Origin of the sequence: Variovorax sp. 350MFTsu5.1 (assembly GCF_048302515.1) — a bacterium.
GTDB lineage: Bacteria > Pseudomonadota > Gammaproteobacteria > Burkholderiales > Burkholderiaceae_C > Variovorax > Variovorax guangxiensis.
Map to the genome: position 1 here is coordinate 3,941,305 of NZ_CP157620.1, position 16,178 is coordinate 3,957,482.

Sequence of the window (16,178 nt, forward strand, 5' to 3'; positions counted from 1 at the left end):
ACAACGAGACGCGGCAGGCCCCATGCGCATCCTCCTGGTGGAAGACGAACTGGACATGGCCTCCTGGCTGGTCCGCGCGCTCACCCAAAGCGGCTTCGTGCCCGACCACGCACCCGACGCCCGCACGGCCGAGGCCTTCATGGCCGGCACCGAGTACGACGCGGTGGTGCTCGACCTGCGCCTGCCCGACAAGCACGGCCTGAGCGTGCTGGCCGACATGCGTGCGGCGGACGACCGCACGCCGGTGCTGATTCTCACCGCGCAGGGTGCTCTGCAGGACCGGGTGCGCGGCCTGAACCTGGGCGCCGACGACTTCCTCACCAAGCCCTTCGAGCTGGCAGAGCTGGAGGCGCGGCTCTCGGCGCTGGTGCGGCGCAGCCGCGGCAAGCAGCACCCGCGCCTGCAGTGCGCCTCGCTCTCCTACGACAGCCAGAGCCGCGCATTCACGCTGCGCGGCACGCTGCTGTCGCTCACGCCGCGCGAGCAGGCCGCGCTCACCGCCTTGCTGCTGCGCAGCGGCTCGCCGGTGGGCAAGTCGCAGCTCTTCGCCAAGGTGTTTACCAACGACAGCACCGCCGGCCCCGATGCCATCGAGGTGGTGCTGCACCGGCTGCGGCGCAAGCTGGCCGACAGCGACGTGCGCATCGTCACCGTGCGCGGCCTGGGCTACATGCTGGAGAGCATTGCCGATGGAACCTCAGCTTCAGCCCGCAGCGACCTCCCCGGCGACGGCGGCTGAGCAGCAACAGCAGCCGTCACCGCGGCCGCAGCGCTTCGGCATCCGCGCGCGCCTGCTCGCGCTGCTGCTGCCGGGCCTGGTGCTGCTGCTGGCGCTGGACAGCTGGAGCGACTACCGCGCGCTGACCGACTCGCTGGTCGTCGCCTACGACCAGAGCCTGCTGGAACCCGTGCAGGCGCTGGCCAACGGCATCGTGGTGGCCAGCGACGGCAGCGTGCGCGTGCAGGAGCCCTTCTCGATCCAGGCGATGTTCGAGTCGACCCGGCTGCGCTACAAGTACCTGCACGTCGGCGTGCAGCGCATTCCCAAGGGCGGGACGCTGGATGTGAACTCGCCCGAGACAACCCTCATGGGCGTGCCCGGCCTGCCGCGCCCGGCGCACCGCCCGCCCGACGGCACGCCGGTGTTCTACGACGCGGTCTACCAGCAGCACCCGGTGCGCGTGGCCGCGCTGCGCCAGACGGTGTACGACAACGTCCATCCCGGCGAGGCCTACAGCGTGCTCATACAAGCGGCCGAGGGCACGGGCCCGCGCACCGAGGCGCAGGCCGAGACGCTGCGCCAGGAGTTCCTGCGCGACACGCGCATGGTGGTGGTGATGGCGCTGCTGGTGTGGCTGGGCGTGGCCTGGACGCTGCGCCCGCTGGAACGCCTGCGCCGCTCGCTGCGCGAGCGCCCGCGCGACGACCTCACGCCGCTGGACGCCAGCGGCGTGCCGCATGAAGTGGCGCCGCTGGTCGACGCGGTCAACCACCACATCGCGGGCCACCGGCGCATGGTGGCGGAGCAGTCGCAGTTCCTGGCCGACGCCTCGCACCAGCTGCGCACGCCGCTGAGCATCCTGTCGATCCAGGCCGGCTACGCAGTGCGCGAGACCGATCCGGCGCGCATGCGCGAATCGCTGCAGGCCATCGTCGTGCAGCTCGCACGCACCCGCCGCCTGAGCGAGCAACTGCTGGCGCTGGCCCATGCCACCGCGGGCGACGAAGCCGCGCCGGCAGGGGCTGCAGTGGCCGACCTCAACGCCATCGCGCGCGGCGTGGTGCTGCAATACCTGCCGCTGGCGCGCGAGAACGACCAGGACCTGGGCTGGGTCGACGCGCGCGGCGACATCGGCACGGACGATGCGGAAGGCAGCGATGAATCGAGCGACGACGACGAGGACGACACGCCCGTGCTCCCCGTCGCGGCCAATGCTGCGGAGCTGCACGAGGTGCTCGCCAACCTCGTGCACAACGCCATCAAGTACACGCCGCGCGGCGGCAACATCACCGTGACCGTGCGGCGCGATGCCACGCATGCGCTTGCCGAGGTGTGCGACAGCGGACCGGGCATCGCACCCGAGCGGCGCGAGAGCGTGTTCGAGCGCTTCAACCGCGACAGCGCCACGGGCACGGGAGCGGCACAAGGCGCGGGTCTCGGCCTCACCATCGCGCGCGGCTATGCGCGGCGCAACGGCGGCGAGATCGAGCTCTCGAATGCCGACACGCCCGAGCGTCCCAACGGCGGCGGATTGCGCGCGACGCTGAGGCTGCCGCTGCACGCTTCGTGAGCCGCATCCACGCTCGTTTTTGCAAGGGTTTCACCGGATAGGCCGGTACGTGATTACACGTATTTTGCGGCCCGCAAGGCCGCGAGAGCCCCTGCCGAAAGGGGATTGAAAGTCTCGATTCCTAGACTGCGCTCCTTCCAGACGAAGGAGACTTATGCAGCACCAGCTCGGTGAAGATCCGGCCTCGCACGCGCCCCGGCCCGCTTCGAAATTCAAGAAAGACTACTACGGCGGCGCGCTGCTGATCGTCGTCGGCCTGGCCGCCGTGTATGCCGGTGTCGGCTACCGCGTCGGCGAGCTGGCGCACATGGGCCCGGGCTTCTTCCCCGTCGCGCTCGGCGCGCTGCTGGCACTCACGGGGCTGCTCATCGCGGTCTCCGCGCGCGGCGAAAAATCGGCGGAAGGCGCGAGCGAGGAAGCGGCCTCGCACGGGCACCCGGGCGGCATGCCCGACCTGCGTGGCGGCATCTGCATCATCCTCGGCATCCTCGCCTTCCTGCTCTTCGGCGAGTACGGCGGCCTGCTGCCGGCGACCTTCGCGATCGTGTTCATCTCGGCGCTGGGCGACCGCGACAACACGCTGACCGAGGCGTTGCTGCTCTCGCTCGCGATGTGCTTCATCGCGGTGGTCGTTTTCTGGTGGGCGCTGAAGCTTCAGCTGCCCCTGTTCCAGTGGGGAGGCTGAAGCCATGATCGGTCAATCGCTCCACGACCTCTGGTACGGCTTCGGCGTCGCCTTCCAGGGCTCGAACCTGCTGTGGTCCTTCTTCGGCGTGCTGGTGGGCAACCTGATCGGCGTGCTGCCGGGCATGGGTGCGCTGCAGGCCATCTCGATCCTGCTGCCGCTCACCTACGTGATGCATCCGGTGCCCGCCATCCTGATGCTGGCCGGCATCTTCTACGGCTCGCAGTACGGCGGCGCCATCGGCGCCATCCTGATGAACATGCCCTCGCACCCGCCGCATGCGGTGACCTGTCTCGACGGGTACCCCATGACCAAGCAGGGCAAGGGGGGCGTCGCGCTCGGGGTGACGATGATCGCCTCGTTCTTCGCGGCCTCCGTCGGCATCATCGTGATGATCTTCGCTTCGCCGCTGCTGGTGCAGATCGCGTTCAAGTTCGGCCCGACCGAGATCTTCTCGATCATGCTGCTGGGCCTGCTGGCCGGCTCCACCATGTCGCGCGGCTCGCCGCTCAAGGGCGTGGCGATGACGATCTTCGGCCTGCTGTGCGGCGTGGTCGGCACCGACGTGAACAGCGGCAGCTTCCGCTTCGCCTTCGGCCTGCCTGAACTCAGCGACGGCCTCGAGCTGGTGGCGATCTCGATGGGCCTCTTCGGCGTGGCCGACTTCCTGCTCAACGTGAACCGCATGAAGGCCATCGGCGACACCGGCACGCTCAAGCTCAGCGACATGCGCCCGAGCAAGGAAGAACTCAAGCGCGCGTTCCCCGCGATGATCCGCGGCACGCTGGTGGGTACGGTGTTCGGCGCGATGCCCGGCACGGGCCCGACCATCACCACCTTCATCGCCTACGCGCTGGAGCGAAAGGTGTCGAAGACGCCGAACAAGTTCGGCACCGGCATGATCGAAGGCGTGGCCGGCCCCGAGGCCTCGGCGCACTCGAAGACGCAGGTCGACTTCATCCCGACGATGAGCCTGGGCATTCCGGGCGACGCGGTGATGGCACTGATCCTGGGCGCACTGCTGATCCAGGGCATCCAGCCCGGCCCGCAACTCATCACCGAGCATCCGGACATCTTCTGGGGCCTGATCGCCTCGTTCTGGATCGGCAACGTGATCCTCGTGATCCTGAACGTGCCGATGATCGGCGTGTGGGTGAAGCTGCTGAAGGTGCCCTACAAGTACCTGTTCCCGGCGGCGATGTTCTTCATTGCCACCGGCGTGTACAGCACGCAGAACAGCCTGTTCCAGATCTGGGAGGTGCTGGTGTTCGGCATCGTCGGCGCGGTGCTGATGTCGCTCGAATTCTCGGTCGCGCCGATCCTGCTGGGCTTCGTGCTCGGGCCGATGGTGGAAGAGAACTTCCGCCGCGCGCTCCTGCTCTCGCGCGGCGACATGTCGGTGTTCGTCACGCGGCCGATCAGCGCCACCTTCATCGGCCTGTGCACGCTGCTGCTGCTGGGCGTGAGCTACTCCGCATGGCGCGGCCGCGGCAGCCGCAAGGCCGTGCTCGAGCTGCCGAAGACGCCCGATGGCGCACCGCCTGCGGAGAGCCTGACGATCGGCGGCAAATAACCGGCCCCGACCGCCTCGGTAAGAAGACGAAAGGCCCGCATCGCGGGCCTTTTCTTTGTTCTTTGCCGTTACCACCGCATGCTGGAGGCTCAGACCGGCGTGGTGCCCGTGTCGGGCTCGCGCACGCCGAAGGGCTTTCCGGGCAGCGGGATGAACTCGGTCTCGCCGGGCACGTGGCCCATGCGCTGCGCCGCCCAGTCGGCGCCGGCTTCGAGGATGCGCTCGCGCCGGCTGGAGACGAAGTTCCAGGTGATGTAGCGCGGGCCGTCGAGCGGCTCGCCGCCGATCACCACGAGGCGCACGGCGGCATCGGCCGTGAGCACGCCGCCCTGCCCGTTCGGCAGCACGGCCATGGTGTGGACCGCGACCGGCTCGCCGTTCACCGCGAGGTCGGCATCGACCGCGTAGACGGCCAGCTCGGGCGCCAGCGGGGGCAGCTCGAAGCGTCCGCCCGCGGGCAGCGCGATGTCGAGGTAGACGGTCTGCGAATGCGTCTTCACCGGCGAGCGCGCGCCGAAGGCCTCGCCCACCAGCACGCGCACCGCCGCGCCCTGCTCCACCAGCTCGGGAATCGCGTCGGCAGGCGTGTGCTCGAAGCTGGGCTCGATTTCTTCATGCGCCTGCGGCAGCGCGGCCCACAGCTGCAGGCCGTGGTTCACGTAGGTGTCGGCCTTCAGGCGCTCGGGCTTGCGCTCGGAGTGCACGATGCCGCGGCCGGCGGTCATCCAGTTGATGGCGCCGGGCAGGATCTCCTGCACGCTGCCCAGGCTGTCGCGATGCATCATCGCGCCCTTGAAGAGGTAGGTGACCGTGGACAGCCCGATGTGCGGATGCGGCCGCACGTCGTGCTCGCTGCCCGGCTGCTCGGTGGCTGGACCGAAATGGTCGAAGAACACGAAAGGCCCGACCGAGCGCTGCTGCGCCGCGGGCAGCAGGCGCCTGACCTGGAAGCCGCCTCCGAGGTCCTTGTCGTGCGGCTTGAGCAGTCGGGTTTCGGGGGCGATGTCGGTCATCGTGGGTTCTCCTTGGGGTCCGGTTACTTGCGGGATCTTGCCACTTCACCCACGCGCTCGCCGAATGCGCGGGCGGTGTCGAAATCGCCCTTGGACATCTCGGCGGGACTGGCATCCGACGGCGACTGCGTCAGCAGGCCGCCGTAGCCGCCCACGTAGTTCATCGCGTCGCGCGTGGCGGCCTTGCTGTTGCTCGGCAGGATGCCCATGCTGACCCAGATGCCGCTGTGCTGCATCGCGAGCGTCCACAGGTAGGTCATGGTCGTGACCTTGTCGCCGTTCATGGTGGCGCTGTTGGTGAAGCCGGCGAAGAGCTTGTCCTTCCAGCCCTGCGTGTACCAGACCTTCGAAGAGGCGTCGGCGAACTTCTTGAACTGCCAGCTCACGCCGCCCATGTAGGTCGGCGAGCCGAAGATGATCGCGTCGGCCGCGGCCAGCAGCTCCCAGCCGCCCTCGGGCAGGTTGCCGTCCGCGTCGATGGCCAGCAGCTGCGCGCCCGCGCCGTCGGCCACGGCCTGCGCCACGCGCTGTGTGTGGCCGTAGCCGGAATGGAAGACGACGACGATGTTTGCCATGTGATGGTGCTCCTGTCGGTGATGGTGATGTCGCGATCAGCGCTTGTCGATGCTGAAGCGGCCGGGGCCGAAGGCGGCCAGAGCCAACAGGCCGCCGGCGATCGCGATGTTCTTGTTGAAGTTGATCTGCTGCATCATTTTCATCGCCTCGGGCGCCGACCAGTACTTGTGGAAGAACAGAGCAGTCGCCACGGTGAAGATCGCCATCACGATCGCGGTCCAGCGGGTCTTGAAGCCCAGCAGCAGCGCGATGCCCAGGCCCAGCTCCACGATGATCGCGATCGCCGCCGCCACCTCGGGCATCGGCAGGCCTGCGGAAGTGATGTAGCCGACGGTACCGCCGAAGCCCATCAGCTTGCCGATGCCGGCGGGAATGAACAGGTAGGCGATAAGGATGCGGCCGACGAGGGCCAGAGTGTCTTGTGCGGGATTCGGTGCGGTGTTTGCGGTTGCCATGGTTGAAAGCTCCTCGGTTCGGTTGGATTGGATAGAGAGAGAAATGAAAAAAGCCGGGCGGCCAGCGCCCGGCAAGGGGGAGAAAGATCAGGCGGCCAGGTCGAACACCAGCACTTCGGCGTCCTTGCCCGCGCCCAGCGTCACCTGCGATTCGCCTTCGAGCATCGCGGCATCGCCGCCGGAGAGCTTCTGGCCGTTCACCTCGAGCTCGCCGCGCACCAGGTGCACATAGCTCTTGCGCTTCGGGTCGAGCGCGAGGCTGGCCTTTTCATCGCCGTCGAAGAGGCCGGCATACAGGCTCGCGTCGGCATTCACCTTCACCGAGCCTTCGCTGCCCTCGGGCGAAGCCACCAGGCGCAGCTTGCCTCGCTTCTCGGCGTCGCTGAACTTCTTCTGCTCGTAGCCGGGCTCGACGCCGCGCTCCTTCGGCAGGATCCAGATCTGCAGGAAGTGCGTGGTCTGGTCGGCCTTGTGGTTGAACTCGCTGTGCATCACGCCGCGGCCCGCGCTCATGCGCTGGACGTCGCCGGGAGGAATGCTCTCCACGTTGCCCATGCTGTCCTTGTGCGCCAGCTCGCCCGAAAGCACGTAGCTGATGATCTCCATGTCCTTGTGGCCGTGGGTGCCGAAGCCGGCGCCCGCCGCCACGCGGTCTTCGTTGATCACGCGCAGGTTGCCGAAGCCCATGTGGGCCGGGTCGTAGTAGTTGGCAAAGGAAAAGCTGTGGAACGAGCGCAGCCAGCCGTGATCGGCGTAACCGCGTTCCTGGGATTTACGGACTTGCAACATGGTCGGACTCCTTCTGCCCTGCCCCGTCGGGGTGCTCGGGCTTCTTTCGTATGCCGCGCCGGATGCGCAGCGGATGTGAAGAATTTTGGGCCGCCGCTCCCTTCGGAAAGGCGCCGCGGTTTGATGGCACCATTCAAATATTTTGATCAATGGAGCCACCATGCCCAGCCCCAGAGACGTGCTGACCCCCGACTCCCTCGCCATGCTCCAGACCGTGGCCGCCACCGGCAGCTTCGCCGCCGCCGCCCGGGCGCTGAACCTGGTGCCCAGCGCCCTGAGCTACCGGGTGCGCCAGATCGAGGACGCGCTCGACGTGCTGCTGTTCGACCGCAGCGCCCGCCAGGCCCGCCTGACCGAAGCCGGCGCCGAGCTGCTGCGCGAGGCCGAGCGGCTGCTGGGCGAGATCGACGCGGTGGCCAATCGCGTCAAGCGCGTGGCCACCGGCTGGGAGCCGATGCTGACCATCGCGGTCGACAGCGTGATCGCGCGCGACCCGCTGCTCGACCTGGCCACCGCCTTCTTCGCGCTGGAGCCGCCCACGCGGCTGAAGCTGCGCGACGAGACGCTGATGGGCACCATCGAGGCGCTGACCACCGGCGAGGCCGACCTCGCCATCGGCGCGGTGCTCGACGCCGCGAGCCTGGCCTTCACCACCACCGGCATCCGAAGCCGGCCGATCGGCGAGCTGAGCTTCGTCTACGCGGTGGCGCCGCACCATCCGCTGGCGCGCGCCACGCAGCCGCTGAGCGACGCGGTGATGCGGCAGCACCGGGCGGTGGCGGCCGCCGACTCGGCCCGCCAGGCGCCGGGCCTCACGGTGCACCTCGTGGGTGGGCAGGACGTGCTCACCGTGCCGAGCATGCAGGCCAAGATCGCGGCGCAGTTGCACGGGCTGGGCGGCGGCTTCCTGCCCGAGCCGATGGCGCGGCCGTACATCGAGGCGGGGCATCTGGTCGAGTTGAAGACGGAGCGCAAGCCGCCGCTGGGCTCGCTGCACTGTGCGTGGCGGGTGCGCAGCGCCGGCAAGCCGGGGCGCGCGCTCGAATGGTGGCTGGCACAGTTCGAGCACGAGGGCACGCGGCGCGCGCTGCTCGAACGGCACAGGGGCCGATAGAACTCGATGAAGGGCCGATCAGTATTGCCGAGGATCGCTCGCCGCCGCTAAGGGTGTGCCCTCAGGCGGAGCGCCTGCCGGACCGATGTAGAGTGCAGACACATCCATCCGCATTCCATCCAGAAGAAGAGAGTCCGTCATGAGCACTCGCGCAACTGCAAAGAAGCCGGCCAAGGCCGCCGCCGACCGTCACCGAACCCCAGCCGGCCCGGGCCAGCCGCGCTCCCCCCGCCATTTCGCCGTTGTCGGCGCCGGCATTGCCGGGGTGGCCTGCGCGAGAACGCTGGTGCAGGCCGGCCACAAGGTCACGCTGTTCGAACGCAGCGACGCCGCCGGCGGGCGCATGGCGAGCGTGGACACCGCCTTCGGCCGCTTCGACAGCGGCGCCCAGTATTTCACCGTGCGCGACCCGCGCTTTGCCCTGGCGCTGGAGAACGCCCCCGGCGTGTGCAAGCGCTGGAGCGCCAACCTCGTGCGCGTGCTCGACGCGCACGGCCGCGTGGCCGAGGCCGCGCTGCCTTCCCTCGAGCCGCACTGGGTGGCCCAGCCCGGCATGGATTCGCTGGTAGCCCGCTGGGCCGCGCCGCTGGGCGAGAACCTGGTCACCGGCACGCGCGTCACGCAGATCGAGCCCGACGCGCTCGATGCGAAGCGCTGGCAGCTGCGCACCTCCGGCGCCGACGACTCGCAGCATGTGTATTCGGGCTTCGACGCCGTACTGCTGGCCGTGCCGCCGGCCGGCGCCCGCGCGCTGCTGGGCGATGGCGGCAAGCTCTCGGCCACGCTGGCCCGCAGGATCGAACCCGTGACCATCGCGCCCTGCTGGACGCTGATGATCGCCTACCCCCAGGCGAACCAGCCCGACATGTCGCACCTCGGTCCGCAGTGGAACGCGGCGCGCAGCACGCACCACCGCGTGGCCTGGCTGGCGCGCGAATCGTCCAAGCCCGGACGCGAGCCCATCGAACGCTGGACGCTGCAGGCCAGCGCAGCCTGGTCGCAGGAGCACCTGCGCGACGCGCCCTCGCGCGTCGAGGCCAAGCTGCTGCGCGCCTTCGCCGAGATCACCGGCATCCATGCCACGCCCGCGCACGCCCAGGCCATCTGCTGGAATGAAGCGCAGACGCAGGTGCCCGTGGGCACCACCCACCTGTGGGACGCCAAGGCCCGCATCGGCATCGCGGGCGACTGGTGCACCGGCCACCGCGTGGAAGACGCCTTCCTCTCGGGCCTGTCGCTCGCGCTGGACGTGCTCTGAGGCAACGCCACAGGGAGATGAGAGAGACCGGCCGCTTCGCGCCCTCGCCCACCGGCCCGCTGCACGCGGGCTCGCTGGTGGCCGCGCTCGCGAGCTGGCTCGACGTGCGCGCACGCGGCCCGCAGGCGCGCTGGCTGGTGCGCATCGAGGACGCCGACACCGAGCGCTGCCTGCCCGGCATGGGCGAGCACATCCTCCAGCAGTTGGCCGAATGCGCCCTGCTGCCCGACGAGCCCCCTGTGTGGCAGACGCGGCGCACCGACCGCTACGAGGCCGCGCTGGAGCGGCTCAAGGCGCGCGGCCTGGCCTACCCCTGCGGCTGCTCGCGCAAGGATATCAACGAGGCGCTCGCCCGGCTCGGCCAGCGGCATGAGCGCCATGGCGAGCGCGTGTACCCCGGCACCTGCCGCGACGGGCTGCACGGCAAGCCCGCGCGCGCCTGGCGTTTCGCCACCGAGAAGTTCGAGGCCGACCTTCCGCCCACGCCCGGTGTGCCCTGGGAAGAAAAGGAAGAAGACGGCCACGACGCAGGCACCGGCGGCGAGCTCTGCTTCACCGACCGCCGCCTCGGCCGCCAGTGCCAGAACGTGAGCCGTGAGGTCGGCGACTTCGTGCTGCGCCGCGCCGACGGCCCCTGGGCCTACCAGCTCGCGGTGGTGGTCGACGACGCCGAACAGGGCGTGACCGACGTGGTGCGCGGCGAGGACCTCACCGACAACACCGCGCGCCAGATCCTGCTGCAGCGCGCGCTGGGCTTTCCCACGCCCACCTACCTGCACACGCCGCTGGTGCGCGGTGCCGACGGCGACAAGCTCTCCAAGCAGAACGGCGCCACCTCCATCGACACCGGCTCGCCGGCGGCCGCGCTGGCGGCGCTCGATGCGGCGGCGCGGGTGCTGGGCCTGGGCCCCGCCACGGCCTCGGATTGCCCGGCGGCGCTGGCCGGCTGGGTGCCCGAATGGCGCGCTCTCTACAATTCGCGGCCGTGATGAATCTTTCCGATACCGTGTCCAACGAACTCCCGCCCGACCATGACGAGGGCACCGACGACGGCGCCAAGCCCCATCCGCTGCACCGCCGCCTCAAGAGCTTCGTCAAGCGCGGCGGCCGCACCACCGAAGGCCAGGCGCGCGCCTTCTCCGAGCTGGGGCCGCTTTACCTCGTGCCCTACAAGCCCGAGCCGCTGGACCTGACCGCCGCCTTCGGCGGCCGCGCCGGCCCGACGGTGCTGGAAATCGGCTTCGGCATGGGCGAGGCCACCGCGCACATCGCGACGGTGCTGCCCGACACCAATTTCTTCTGCTGCGAGGTGCACGAGCCCGGCGTGGGCGCGCTGCTCAAGCGCATCGGCGAGCAATCCCTGTCAAATATCCGCATCTGCGCGCACGATGCGGTCGACGTGCTCGACCACATGCTGCAGCCCGGCACGCTGGCCGGCGTGCACGTGTTCTTCCCGGACCCGTGGCACAAGAAGCGCCACAACAAGCGCCGGCTGATCCAGCCCGGGTTCGTGACCAAGCTCGCTCAGCACCTGCGCCCCGGCGGCTACATCCACTGCGCCACCGACTGGCAGCCCTACGCCGAGCAGATGCTCGAAGTGCTGTCGGGCGAGCCGCTGCTGCGCAACACCGCCGAGGGCTATGCGCCCAAGCCCGAGTACCGCCCGCTGACCAAGTTCGAGAACCGCGGCATCAAGCTGGGCCACGGGGTGTGGGACCTGGTGTTTGAGCGGACCGCCTGAGCTGCCGGGTTGAGCCTGCCGCTCCGGCATGGCACGATCCCGCGGATGACCAGCAGCAGCAACAAGACCGACGCCGAGCAACTGCACCTGCGCGACCTCGCCCGGCTGCGCCGCGTTCGTGACCGCATCGACCGCGAATACGCACAGCCGCTGGACGTCGAGGCTCTCGCCTTCGGCGTGCACATGTCGGCGGGCCACCTGAGCCGCCAGTTCAAGCTCGCGTACGGCGAGGCTCCCTACTCCTATTTGATGACCCGGCGCATCGAGCGCGCGATGGCGCTGCTGCGCCGGGGCGACCTCAGCGTCACCGAGGTCTGCTTCGAGGTCGGCTGCTCATCGCTCGGCACCTTCAGCACCCGCTTCACCGAGCTGGTGGGCATGTCGCCCAGCGCCTACAAGCGCGATGCCGCGCAGCAGACCGAGGGCATGCCGTCCTGCGTGGCGAAGCAGGTCACGCGACCGATCAGGAATCGAGAAGCGCCGGCCGCACAGTCGCACCTAGACTGAGCGCTCCTCAAAACAACCGACCGGAGCGATCACGATGAACATCAGCATCCACGCGAGTTTCCTGCCGCACAACGACCCCGAGGCGTCGCTCGCCTTCTACCGCGACCTGCTCGGCTTCGAGGTCCGCAACGACGTGGGATACGGCGGCATGCGCTGGATCACCGTCGGCCCCAAGGGCCAGCCCGCAGTCTCCATCGTGCTCGCGCCGCCGGCAGCCTACCCCGGCATCACCGACGAGGAGCGCCGCACCATCGCCGAGATGATGGCCAAGGGCACCTACGCCGCCATCCTGCTGGCCACGCCCGATCTCGAAGGCACCTTCGCGAAGCTGCAGGCCAGCGACACCGAGATCGTCCAGGAGCCGACCGACCAGCCCTACGGCGTGCGCGACTGCGCGGTGCGCGACCCCGCGGGCAGCCTGATCCGCATCCAGCAGCAGGGCTGAGGCGCAGAGGCGAACCGATGAGCACGAAGGCCGCGAAGAAAACGCCCCCCAAAACGACCGCGAAGACGACCGCGAAAACGACCACGAAAGCGGCACCGTCCACGCAGCACGCCGCAGACAGCCACGACATGATCCGCGTGCACGGCGCGCGCGAGAACAACCTGAAGGACATCAGCATCGAGATACCGAAGCGCAGGCTGACGGTGTTCACCGGCGTCTCGGGTTCGGGCAAGAGCTCGCTGGTGTTCGGCACCATCGCGGCCGAGTCGCAGCGGCTCATCAACGAGACCTACAGCGCCTTCGTGCAGGGCTTCATGCCCACCCTGGCGCGGCCGGAGGTCGATGTGCTCGACGGGCTGACCACCGCGATCATCGTCGACCAGCAGCGCCTGGGCGCCGACCCGCGCTCCACCGTGGGCACGGTCACCGACGCCAACGCGATGCTGCGCATTCTCTTCAGCCGCCTGGGCAAGCCGCACATCGGGCCGCCGGGCGCCTTCGCCTTTAACGTGCCTTCGGTCAGCGCGGCAGGCGCCATCACCGTGGAGCGCGGCTCGAAGACGAAGACGGTGAAGGAGACCTTCAACCGCATCGGCGGCATGTGCCCGCGCTGCGAGGGGCGCGGCGCAGTCACCGACTTCGACCTTGCCGAGCTCTACGACGACGGCAAGTCGCTCAACGAAGGCGCGCTCAAGATTCCCGGCTACAGCATGGAAGGCTGGTACGGGCGCATCTTCAGGGGCTGCGGCTTCTTCGACGCCGACAAGCCGATCCGCAGGTTCACGAAGAACGAGCTGCACGACCTGCTCTACAAGGAGCCCACCAGGATCAAGGTGGACGGCGTCAACCTCACCTTCGCGGGGCTGATCCCGACGATCCAGAAGTCGTTTCTCTCGAAGGACGTGGAGGCGATGCAGCCGCACGTGCGCGCCTTCGTGGAGCGCGTGGTGACTTTTTCCACCTGCCCCGAATGCGAGGGCACGCGGCTCGCCGCGCCGGCGCGCTCCTCGAAGATCAAGGGCGTCAACATCGCCGACGCCTGCGCGATGCAGATCAGCGATCTCGCCGCGTGGGTGCGCGGCCTGAAGGAGCCCTCGGTGGCGCCGCTGCTGGAGGCGCTGTCGGCCAGCCTCGATTCCTTCGTGGAGATCGGCCTGGGCTACCTCTCGCTCGACCGCCCCTCGGGCACGCTGTCGGGCGGCGAGGCGCAGCGCACGAAGATGATCCGCCACCTCGGCTCCTCGCTCACCGACGTGACCTACGTGTTCGACGAGCCCACCACCGGCCTGCATCCGCACGACATCCAGCGCATGAACGAGCTGCTGCTGCGGCTGCGCGACAAGGGCAATACGGTGCTGGTGGTCGAGCACAAGCCGGAGGTCATCGCCATTGCGGACCACGTCGTCGACCTCGGGCCGGGCGCGGGCTCGGCCGGCGGCAGCGTGTGCTTCGAGGGCAGCGTCGAGGGGCTGCGCGGCAGCGGCACGGTCACGGGCCGGCACCTGGACGACCGCGCGACGCTGAAGAAGAAGGTTCGCGAGCCGACCGGCAAGCTCGAGATACGCGGCGCGGCCACGCACAACCTGCGCAAGGTGAACGTCGACATTCCGCTCGGCGTACTTGCGGTGGTCACCGGCGTGGCAGGCTCCGGCAAGAGCTCGCTGGTGCATGGCTCGATCCCGCCCGGCGCGGGCGTGGTGAGCATCGACCAGAGTGCGATCCGCGGCTCGCGGCGCAGCAACCCGGCCACCTACACCGGGCTGCTCGACCCGATCCGCAACGCCTTCGCCAAGGCCAACGGCGTGAAGCCGGCGCTCTTCAGCGCCAACTCCGAAGGCGCCTGCCCCACCTGCAACGGCGCGGGCGTGATCTACACCGACCTCGCAATGATGGCCGGCGTGGCCACCCCCTGCGAGGAGTGCGGCGGCAAGCGATTCCAGGCCTCGGTGCTGGAGTACCGCTTCGGCGGGCGCGACATCGCCGAGGTGCTGGCGATGCCGGTGGACGAGGCCCTCGCCTTCTTCGGCGAAGGCAAGGCGCGCACGCCGGCCGCGCAGGCCATCCTGCAGCGGCTGGCCGACGTGGGGCTAGGCTACCTGCGGCTCGGGCAGCCGCTCACCACGCTCTCGGGCGGCGAGCGGCAGCGGCTGAAGCTGGCCACGCAGATGGCCGAGAAGGGCGACATCTACGTGCTCGACGAGCCCACCGCCGGCCTGCACCTGGCCGACGTGGCGCAGCTGCTGGGCCTGCTCGACAGGCTGGTGGATTCGGGCAAGTCGGTCATCGTGGTCGAGCACCACCAGGCCGTGATGGCGCATGCCGACTGGCTCATCGACCTCGGCCCCGGCGCGGGACATGAGGGCGGGCGGGTCGTGTTCGAGGGCACGCCCGCGGACCTCGTCGCCAGGCGCGCCACGCTCACCGGCAAGCACCTCGCCAGCTACGTCAAGGGAGGCTGATCCAAAACCCTCCTCCTCGTCAGCCCGCCTTCCACCCTGGCCCCGATATTGCTACACTTTTTTACTAATGTGAAAGAAGGTGTCCAATGAACACGTCACGCAGGGAATGGTTGGGCAAGGCAGGCGCGCTGATGCTGGGTAGCGGCATCGGCATGGCCTATCCCGTCATGGCGCAGACGGCGCAGACGGCGCGGACGGGGGCGGCGGCAGCCGGGGCGCGCGTCGTGCTGCTGGGGCAGTCGGTGCCGCTGACGGGCAGCGCCTCCGAGATCGGCAATGCCTTCGCCGCCGGCAGCCGCCTCGCGGTGAGCGCCTTCAACGACCGCAACGCGGCCAGCGGCCTGCAGCTCAAGCTGCTGCAGCTCGACGACGGCTACGACGCGGCACGCGCGGCAGCCAACGCGCGCACCCTTCTGACCAACGACAAGGCCGACATGCTCTTCGGCTTCGTCGGCACGGCCAGCAGCGAGGCCGGCGCCAACGTCGCCACGCAGCAGGGCAGCCTGCTGTTCGCGCCATTTGCGGCCTCCGACACGCTGCGCGGCGCGGAGCACCAGAACGTGTTCCATGTACGCCCCGGCATGATCGACGAGGCCCTGAAGATCGTGAAGCAATGCGCCACCGTCGGGCAGACGCGCGTGGCGCTGGTGGGCGACGACGATGCCATGGGCCGCGCAGGCCTGGCGGCCGTGGAACAGGCCATCAGTGAACTCAAGCTCACGCCGCTGGTCGCGACCGCGCTGGTGCCCGCCAACGGCGACAAGCTCGACGCGGCGCTGAAGGAAGTGCAGAAGCAGTCGCCGCAGGCCATCGTGCTGGTGTCGCTCTCGGGCACCACGGCCAACGCCATCCGCAAGCTGCGCAAGAGCGGCTACGCGGGCAGCTTCATGGCCTTCTCCATCGTCGGCATCGACCCGCTCTACGCCGCGCTCGGCAAGGACATCGGCGGCATCGTGATCTCGCAGGTGGTGCCCTCGCCGCGGCCCTCGGCCATTCCGATCGTCAAGGAGTACCTCGCGGCCGTCGACAACTCCGACCAGACCGCCTCGTACGAGGGCCTGGAAGGCTTCATCGCGGCCAAGGCCGCCGGCGAGGCGGTGAAGCGAGCCGGCCGGGGCTTCAACACGGCCGCCCTCATGCGCGTGATGTCGGGCATGACCGACTACGACGTCGGTGGCTTTCGCATCAACCTGCGCCCGGGCCTGCGCGACAGCGTGCGCAACATCGACCTGATCAGCATCTCGGCCGACGGCCGGGTGCTGAGGTAGCCGG

The 16,178-nt window shown here is 69.3% G+C and carries 16 protein-coding genes; 12 read left to right on the plus strand and 4 right to left on the minus strand.

Annotated features, from left to right (window positions below):
- The first annotated feature begins 22 nt into the window (after positions 1–22).
- From ABL843_RS17905 to ABL843_RS17920, 4 genes are all read left to right on the plus strand, one after another.
- Positions 23–739: a response regulator gene (locus ABL843_RS17905; RefSeq protein WP_418116712.1), complete on the plus strand. Its 717-nt coding sequence runs from the start codon at positions 23–25 to the stop codon at positions 737–739.
- A complete protein-coding gene (locus ABL843_RS17910) occupies positions 690–2,291 on the plus strand; it encodes a sensor histidine kinase (RefSeq protein WP_418116713.1) in 1,602 nt (533 codons plus the stop codon). Before ABL843_RS17905 ends, ABL843_RS17910 begins: the two co-directional genes overlap by 50 nt.
- A 154-nt stretch (positions 2,292–2,445) precedes the next feature.
- Complete coding sequence (locus ABL843_RS17915; RefSeq protein ID WP_126023828.1) at positions 2,446–2,976, plus strand: tripartite tricarboxylate transporter TctB family protein; 531 nt, start codon at positions 2,446–2,448, stop codon at positions 2,974–2,976.
- Between the two features lie 4 nt (positions 2,977–2,980).
- Positions 2,981–4,549 (plus strand): tripartite tricarboxylate transporter permease, encoded by a 1,569-nt coding sequence (locus tag ABL843_RS17920; protein ID WP_418116715.1) that lies wholly within the window; start codon positions 2,981–2,983, stop codon positions 4,547–4,549.
- Between the two features lie 89 nt (positions 4,550–4,638).
- On the opposite strand, the gene ABL843_RS17925 is transcribed toward ABL843_RS17920, so the two are convergent.
- The 4 genes from ABL843_RS17925 to ABL843_RS17940 all read right to left on the minus strand — a co-directional run bounded on the left by ABL843_RS17925 (position 4,639) and on the right by ABL843_RS17940 (position 7,382).
- Positions 4,639–5,562 (minus strand): pirin family protein, encoded by a 924-nt coding sequence (locus ABL843_RS17925; RefSeq protein WP_418116717.1) that lies wholly within the window; start codon positions 5,560–5,562, stop codon positions 4,639–4,641.
- 23 nt (positions 5,563–5,585) lie between these two features.
- On the minus strand, positions 5,586–6,137 hold the full coding sequence (locus ABL843_RS17930; RefSeq protein ID WP_126023825.1) for a flavodoxin family protein: 552 nt from the start codon (positions 6,135–6,137) through the stop codon (positions 5,586–5,588).
- A gap of 36 nt (positions 6,138–6,173) precedes the next feature.
- Positions 6,174–6,593 (minus strand): DoxX family protein, encoded by a 420-nt coding sequence (locus ABL843_RS17935; protein ID WP_184637278.1) that lies wholly within the window; start codon positions 6,591–6,593, stop codon positions 6,174–6,176.
- Between the two features lie 87 nt (positions 6,594–6,680).
- On the minus strand, positions 6,681–7,382 hold the full coding sequence (locus tag ABL843_RS17940) for a pirin family protein (RefSeq protein WP_126023823.1): 702 nt from the start codon (positions 7,380–7,382) through the stop codon (positions 6,681–6,683).
- Positions 7,383–7,542: 160 nt separating this feature from the next.
- Between ABL843_RS17940 and ABL843_RS17945 the strand changes: the two genes are divergently transcribed.
- The 8 genes from ABL843_RS17945 to ABL843_RS17980 all read left to right on the plus strand — a co-directional run bounded on the left by ABL843_RS17945 (position 7,543) and on the right by ABL843_RS17980 (position 16,174).
- Positions 7,543–8,496 (plus strand): LysR substrate-binding domain-containing protein, encoded by a 954-nt coding sequence (locus tag ABL843_RS17945; RefSeq protein WP_126023822.1) that lies wholly within the window; start codon positions 7,543–7,545, stop codon positions 8,494–8,496.
- Positions 8,497–8,635: 139 nt separating this feature from the next.
- The gene (locus ABL843_RS17950; protein ID WP_418116719.1) at positions 8,636–9,754 is read left to right on the plus strand and encodes an NAD(P)/FAD-dependent oxidoreductase; all 1,119 of its coding nucleotides are present in this window, start codon (positions 8,636–8,638) and stop codon (positions 9,752–9,754) included.
- A gap of 17 nt (positions 9,755–9,771) precedes the next feature.
- Positions 9,772–10,743 carry a tRNA glutamyl-Q(34) synthetase GluQRS gene (gluQRS, locus tag ABL843_RS17955; RefSeq protein WP_418116720.1) on the plus strand — a complete coding sequence of 324 codons (972 nt, stop codon included), beginning with the start codon at positions 9,772–9,774 and terminating at the stop codon, positions 10,741–10,743.
- Positions 10,743–11,495 carry a tRNA (guanosine(46)-N7)-methyltransferase TrmB gene (gene trmB / locus ABL843_RS17960; RefSeq protein ID WP_418116721.1) on the plus strand — a complete coding sequence of 251 codons (753 nt, stop codon included), beginning with the start codon at positions 10,743–10,745 and terminating at the stop codon, positions 11,493–11,495. Before gluQRS ends, trmB begins: the two co-directional genes overlap by 1 nt.
- A 45-nt stretch (positions 11,496–11,540) precedes the next feature.
- The gene (locus tag ABL843_RS17965) at positions 11,541–12,002 is read left to right on the plus strand and encodes a helix-turn-helix transcriptional regulator (protein ID WP_126022129.1); all 462 of its coding nucleotides are present in this window, start codon (positions 11,541–11,543) and stop codon (positions 12,000–12,002) included.
- Positions 12,003–12,036: 34 nt separating this feature from the next.
- Complete coding sequence (locus tag ABL843_RS17970) at positions 12,037–12,447, plus strand: VOC family protein (RefSeq protein ID WP_126022128.1); 411 nt, start codon at positions 12,037–12,039, stop codon at positions 12,445–12,447.
- 17 nt (positions 12,448–12,464) lie between these two features.
- Positions 12,465–14,906 carry an ATP-binding cassette domain-containing protein gene (locus ABL843_RS17975; RefSeq protein ID WP_418116722.1) on the plus strand — a complete coding sequence of 814 codons (2,442 nt, stop codon included), beginning with the start codon at positions 12,465–12,467 and terminating at the stop codon, positions 14,904–14,906.
- A gap of 86 nt (positions 14,907–14,992) precedes the next feature.
- Positions 14,993–16,174 (plus strand): ABC transporter substrate-binding protein, encoded by a 1,182-nt coding sequence (locus ABL843_RS17980; protein ID WP_418116723.1) that lies wholly within the window; start codon positions 14,993–14,995, stop codon positions 16,172–16,174.
- The last annotated feature ends 4 nt before the right edge of the window (positions 16,175–16,178 follow it).

Excerpts from the sequence above, each read along its gene's own strand:
- ABL843_RS17905 (WP_418116712.1), top strand. The coding sequence starts at position 23 with ATGCGCATCCTCCTGGTGGAAGACGAACTGGACATGGCCTCCTGGCTG.
- ABL843_RS17910 (WP_418116713.1), top strand. The coding sequence starts at position 690 with ATGGAACCTCAGCTTCAGCCCGCAGCGACCTCCCCGGCGACGGCGGCT.
- ABL843_RS17915 (WP_126023828.1), top strand. The coding sequence starts at position 2,446 with ATGCAGCACCAGCTCGGTGAAGATCCGGCCTCGCACGCGCCCCGGCCC.
- ABL843_RS17920 (WP_418116715.1), top strand. The coding sequence starts at position 2,981 with ATGATCGGTCAATCGCTCCACGACCTCTGGTACGGCTTCGGCGTCGCC.
- ABL843_RS17925 (WP_418116717.1), bottom strand. The coding sequence starts at position 5,562 with ATGACCGACATCGCCCCCGAAACCCGACTGCTCAAGCCGCACGACAAG.
- ABL843_RS17930 (WP_126023825.1), bottom strand. The coding sequence starts at position 6,137 with ATGGCAAACATCGTCGTCGTCTTCCATTCCGGCTACGGCCACACACAG.
- ABL843_RS17935 (WP_184637278.1), bottom strand. The coding sequence starts at position 6,593 with ATGGCAACCGCAAACACCGCACCGAATCCCGCACAAGACACTCTGGCC.
- ABL843_RS17940 (WP_126023823.1), bottom strand. The coding sequence starts at position 7,382 with ATGTTGCAAGTCCGTAAATCCCAGGAACGCGGTTACGCCGATCACGGC.
- ABL843_RS17945 (WP_126023822.1), top strand. The coding sequence starts at position 7,543 with ATGCCCAGCCCCAGAGACGTGCTGACCCCCGACTCCCTCGCCATGCTC.
- ABL843_RS17950 (WP_418116719.1), top strand. The coding sequence starts at position 8,636 with ATGAGCACTCGCGCAACTGCAAAGAAGCCGGCCAAGGCCGCCGCCGAC.
- gluQRS (WP_418116720.1), top strand. The coding sequence starts at position 9,772 with ATGAGAGAGACCGGCCGCTTCGCGCCCTCGCCCACCGGCCCGCTGCAC.
- trmB (WP_418116721.1), top strand. The coding sequence starts at position 10,743 with ATGAATCTTTCCGATACCGTGTCCAACGAACTCCCGCCCGACCATGAC.
- ABL843_RS17965 (WP_126022129.1), top strand. The coding sequence starts at position 11,541 with ATGACCAGCAGCAGCAACAAGACCGACGCCGAGCAACTGCACCTGCGC.
- ABL843_RS17970 (WP_126022128.1), top strand. The coding sequence starts at position 12,037 with ATGAACATCAGCATCCACGCGAGTTTCCTGCCGCACAACGACCCCGAG.
- ABL843_RS17975 (WP_418116722.1), top strand. The coding sequence starts at position 12,465 with ATGAGCACGAAGGCCGCGAAGAAAACGCCCCCCAAAACGACCGCGAAG.
- ABL843_RS17980 (WP_418116723.1), top strand. The coding sequence starts at position 14,993 with ATGAACACGTCACGCAGGGAATGGTTGGGCAAGGCAGGCGCGCTGATG.